Raw genomic sequence first — 3,301 nt, 5'->3', positions numbered from 1 at the left:
CTAGGCACTAAAAGTGATGACAAACGTATCTCATGGTCAATGGCCAAATCATTTGTATCGATATTGTTCGGCATGCAGGTGGATGCTGGCAACATTGATATTGAAAAAACCGTCGGCTTTTATCTGCCCGAGCTTGCCAAGTCTGGTTATGGCGACGTCAAAGTAAAACACGTATTGCAAATGTCGTCTGGGGTTAAGTGGAACGAAGACTATCTAGATTTTTATTCTGACATTAACAAAATGGGCCGTGTACTGGCTATTGGCGGCTCGTTAGATCAAATGACCAGTGAACTGGTTAATGAGTCAGCCCCAGGCAAAGCATTTCATTATGTCAGCATGGACACCCACGTGATTGGTATGATACTCAGGCGAGTTAGCGGGAAATCATTAATCGAACTTTTACAGCAAAATATCTGGAACACCATAGGCATGGAAAGCGATGCCTATTGGCTGACTGATTCCCAAGGTAGCGCATTTGCGTTAGGCGGCTTAAATGTTACCACCCGTGACTACGCCCGCTTTGGTCGCTTATTACTCAATAATGGCGCATTTAATGGCAAACAAATTGTCTCAGCTGCTTGGATAAAAGCCGCCACCACCCCACAAGCGGAATACCTACAACCGCAAGTCGGAAAATTAGGTTATGGCTATCAAATTTGGTTACCGCCAGAAGCACAGCAAGGTGAATTTTTCTGTGTCGGCGTTTACGGACAATATATTTATGTAAACCAAAAACACAATGTGGTGATAGTTAAAAACAGTGCCGATTTAGGCTTTCTTGATGAGCTGAATTCAAAACAAGAAACCATTGAATTTTTCCGTGAGATTGTGGCGTCATTGGAGTAGATGGAGACTCGTTAGACTCTGCCCCACTTTTCGATTGCTTGCTTTTCGATTACTGAGCATCAACCCGAATACCATGCGACGCAAGATGAAAAGTTAGCTTTTTTAGTCTGATAAGTTTAATAGTTAACGTCACATATTTCGTTTTTGGAGCAGCCTCTGCCGATTTAGCTCATCGAGCTGTTCGCTAAGTTTGAGGATTTTTTGTTGCAGCGCTCGATATTGAGTCTGGCTGGACTCATTAACAGGCTTGTCGCCCAACTCTTTCGTTGCCCACATTTTGGTAAGCTGAATGATCAGATGTTCGGCTTGGCTCAGGTTGTCATGCTCAATCTGTTTGATCATAAGTAACCGAAAGCAGTCGAATAGTATGGTGAGCATAAACTCATGGCTGAGCTGCTTCTCTTGCTCCTGAGTCTCAGCCCCTTGAAAGCCGATGGCTGCGATTAAATTAGAGACTGTGGTAACTGTGGTTGCCCCAATAAAAAGCGACTGGATCTCAGGCTCTAACATCAGAACCCGCTCAAGCTGTTGCGACAACTTACCTTTATTCCACTGAGCGCCCAGCGCTTTAATGAACGTCATATCAACCCACCCGTTATAAAACCTTGTCTCTTAACGATACTGTCTACTAACGATACAGGCGCGCGGTCATAGGGACCAGATTTAGCCTTTGGATCAGTCGATCTAAATAGGCTTGAGTCAGCATTGCTATGCCGCGATAAAAATCAGTTCTAGCATGTTCATTCATCAGTTCGAGGCAGCGCCCAGACCAAGGAAGAAGGTGTTGCTGCAGCAAAATCATGCAGTTTCGTTCTAGTGGTTCGTTATCTTCAGTTTGATCCCATTGGGTAAACATTTGATCCAATACCGCGAAAAACAGACCGATATGATCGACAGGTTGATTACTATCCAGCTCGAAGCTGATCCCTTGTTCATGATAAAAGGCTTTTAGTGCCATAGTCGACTTATCATTGAGGAGTTGCCTCTCGCTCAAGTAAACCGATCCCCAAGGCACAGCATTGGGCTCGCCCGGTCCATAGAAAAGTTGTGCATAGTCCAGTTTTAAGGCTTGTTGTTTATCTTCAGTCCATTGGCCGAGATAATTGGCCAGCAACTCACGACCACTCGACTCTTTGGCCGATTCGGTAAACGGTGGCCAGCTTTGAGCAACATCATGCTCAATAAATCCTTGGATCAACTCTGGGGTCGGATCATTAAAGAGTACATTGTGAAGAATGCGCGCAATGCCTTGATATTCTAGGAGTTCATTTTCGTTAAGAGATACCATGCTAACCTCGTTTGTTGAACTAAATGTATCGCCATAAACAGCAAATAGAGGTGCCACTCCACATGAGTGGCACCAATCGGGGGATTAAACTTCTGCGTAGTTCAACACTTCTCCATCAGTGTCACCACTTGGGCGAGAATGACGGTTAGGTGTAATAAGTAAGTTAGGTGTAGTAATACTGCTTTGTGGCAACGGAGCAACCGCGGGCGAGATGGCGCCCGGGTACTTAGCCATCAGCTCTTCCATCGGTCCGAAATCGATAGCTCGCATAGGGCAAGACTCCACACATGAAGGTTGTTTACCTTCGGCCAAACGCTCAAAACAACCATCACACTTGGTCATCACCTTACGATCTTTATCTATCTGCGGCGCATCGTACGGGCAAGCTCTTGCACAACTTTCACAGCCGATACACAAATCTGCCGCCACATGGACTAAACCATCTTCGCGGCGTTTGTGCATTGCGCCAGTTGGACAAGCCTTAACACAAACAGGCTCCGAGCAGTGGTTACAAGCGATAGACATGTAATAGGCAAATACGTTTTGGCTTACAGTACCATCACCATGTTCTGTCCATTGTCCCCCACCGTATTCATAAACCCGGCGCCAGTTGATGCCAACGGGGAGATCTTTACGATCCTTACACGATATCTGACAGGTTTTACAGCCAGTACATTTACTTGCGTCGACATGAAAGCCGTATTGGATATTATTACTCATTGTTAACTCCTATCAGACCTTACGGATTTCAACCAGGTTAGTGTGCTGAGGATTACCTTTCGTTATCGGTGTAGTGCGTTGTGTGGTAAGCACGTTCAAACAACCGCCTTTATCCACATTGCCACCAGGTAGGAACCAAGCGCCCTGCCCCAGTGCTGTTACGCCGACCATAATACGAGGTGTGACCTTAACTTCGACTTCGATGGTGCCGCGATCATTGAAAATGTGGACCTTATCACCAGTGCTAAGTCCGCGCTGATCCGCATCGATTGGGTTCATCCACACAGCATCCTGCACAGCTTCACGCAGCCAAGGGACGTTGTGAAAACTAGAGTGGGCACGGCCCTTAGTGTGATAACCAGTAAGTTGTAATGGATACTTCTTCTTGGTTTCAGTATCTTCATAACTTTCCCAGGTCGGCACGTATTTAGGTAGCGCAGATATTAC

5 protein-coding genes are annotated in these 3,301 nt (G+C 45.9%); 1 reads left to right on the top strand and 4 read right to left on the bottom strand.

Annotation, left to right across the window (positions count from 1 at the left end; translation table 11 throughout):
- The coding region (locus tag CXF78_RS17805) for a serine hydrolase domain-containing protein (RefSeq protein ID WP_102037512.1) at positions 1-846 on the top strand (846 nt) is incomplete at its 5' end.
- A gap of 129 nt (positions 847-975) precedes the next feature.
- On the opposite strand, the gene CXF78_RS17800 is transcribed toward CXF78_RS17805, so the two are convergent.
- From CXF78_RS17800 to CXF78_RS17785, 4 genes are all read right to left on the bottom strand, one after another.
- Positions 976-1,428, bottom strand: a complete 453-nt coding sequence (locus CXF78_RS17800; RefSeq protein WP_102037511.1) for a hypothetical protein — start codon at positions 1,426-1,428, stop codon at positions 976-978.
- Between the two features lie 46 nt (positions 1,429-1,474).
- Complete coding sequence (locus tag CXF78_RS17795; RefSeq protein WP_102037510.1) at positions 1,475-2,134, bottom strand: TorD/DmsD family molecular chaperone; 660 nt, start codon at positions 2,132-2,134, stop codon at positions 1,475-1,477.
- Between the two features lie 84 nt (positions 2,135-2,218).
- Positions 2,219-2,854 carry a DMSO/selenate family reductase complex B subunit gene (locus CXF78_RS17790; RefSeq protein WP_011638570.1) on the bottom strand — a complete coding sequence of 212 codons (636 nt, stop codon included), beginning with the start codon at positions 2,852-2,854 and terminating at the stop codon, positions 2,219-2,221.
- A 12-nt stretch (positions 2,855-2,866) separates the two neighbouring features.
- The coding region (locus CXF78_RS17785; RefSeq protein WP_308302275.1) for a molybdopterin dinucleotide binding domain-containing protein at positions 2,867-3,301 on the bottom strand (435 nt) is incomplete at its 5' end.

This window comes from Shewanella sp. 11B5, from assembly GCF_002836795.1.
GTDB lineage: Bacteria > Pseudomonadota > Gammaproteobacteria > Enterobacterales > Shewanellaceae > Shewanella > Shewanella frigidimarina.
The sequence above is the reverse complement of the archived record's forward strand: the minus strand, read 5'-3'. Positions and strand labels throughout refer to the sequence as shown.

What these genes read in the sequence shown, in the direction of transcription:
- CXF78_RS17800 (WP_102037511.1), bottom strand. Translation starts at nt 1,428, where the DNA reads ATGACGTTCATTAAAGCGCTGGGCGCTCAGTGGAATAAAGGTAAGTTG.
- CXF78_RS17790 (WP_011638570.1), bottom strand. Translation starts at nt 2,854, where the DNA reads ATGAGTAATAATATCCAATACGGCTTTCATGTCGACGCAAGTAAATGT.
- CXF78_RS17795 (WP_102037510.1), bottom strand. Translation starts at nt 2,134, where the DNA reads ATGGTATCTCTTAACGAAAATGAACTCCTAGAATATCAAGGCATTGCG.